This is a genomic window from Micrococcus lylae NBRC 15355, from assembly GCF_001570885.1.
Lineage (GTDB): Bacteria > Actinomycetota > Actinomycetes > Actinomycetales > Micrococcaceae > Micrococcus > Micrococcus lylae.
Window position 1 is genome coordinate 1 of sequence record NZ_BCSN01000108.1, and the last position, 1114, is coordinate 1114.

The 1114-nt window shown below is 66.2% G+C and carries 1 protein-coding gene; it reads right to left on the reverse strand.

Features of this window, described 5'->3' with window-relative positions; all coding sequences use genetic code 11:
* Nucleotides 1-1002, reverse strand: a 1002-nt coding sequence (locus MLY01S_RS11885; protein ID WP_067192457.1) for an IS481 family transposase, incomplete at its 3' end; no start/stop codon positions are given.
* Nucleotides 1003-1114: the final 112 nt, after the last annotated feature.

The following is a 1114-nucleotide window of genomic DNA, read 5'->3' on the forward strand; positions in this document are numbered from 1 at the left end:
GTAGGAGGGCATGACGTTGTTGACTCGGGCCGGTGCCAGTGAGGCCGGAGGAGCGTCTCCGCAGGAGGTATGAGGCCGATGATAGTTGTAGTGGTTCACCCACACCGCCAGGGCCTCACGCCGAGCTTGCTCTGAGCTGTAGGGGCGGGCGTAGAGGACCTCATCGACCATCAACCGGTTGTAGCGTTCGATCTTCCCGTTGTGCTTCGGCGTGTACGGGCGGATCCGGTGATGCCGACCGCCCAGGGAAGTCACCTTCGTGGTGAAGTCGGCGGCCCGGTAGTTGTTCCCGTTGTCCGTGACCACCCGGTCCACGGTGATGCCGTGGGCGGCGAAGAATGCCCGCGCCCGGCAGAAGAACCCGATCGTGGTCACCGCCCTCTCATCTTCGAGTGCCTCGGTGTAGGCCAGGCGGGTGAACCCGTCGATCGCCGAGTGCAGGTACGTGTACCCGACCCGCCGGCCTGCACCACGCTTGGAAGCACGGCCTGCTTCACTGTCACGTCCGTGGGTGCGCCAGCCGCCCCCGTCTGGGATCTTCCCGATCTTCTTCACATCCAGGTGCACCATGTGCCCCGGCCCTCTCGCGGTGATCTTCTGGGGTCGTTGGCGCAGGTCTTCTCCGGCCGGGGTCAGGTCCCGTAGGCGGGAGATCCCGAGCCGGCGCAGCCACCGCCCCACAGTACGAAGACACACCCGGTGGCCCTCGGAGACGAGGTGGTGATGGATGCGCCGTGCGGACCACTTGCGCTCCCGCCGCAGGGCGTGGATCTGGGCGACCAGGACCGGATCGAGCTGGGCAGGTGAACGGTGCGGCCGGCTGGGCAGGTCCTGAAGTCCTGCCTCGCCCTGAGCCTTGTAGCGGGCCACCCAGGTGGCCACCGTGGGCCGTGAGACCCGGAACTCGGCGGCCACGTGTGCCTGCGGGATCCGGTCGTTCAGGTGGCGGTGGACCATCCTGAGACGGCCAGTGGGGGTCAGGGGTGCGTTAGCGTGAGTCATGAGTGGGTCTTTTCGAGCAGGTCGGTGGTGTAGGAACTTCCATCCTGCGGGAGAGGCCCACTCGTCTCATCTCAGCCCGGCACCCATGTCAAGAACCTCATGACCCACAACA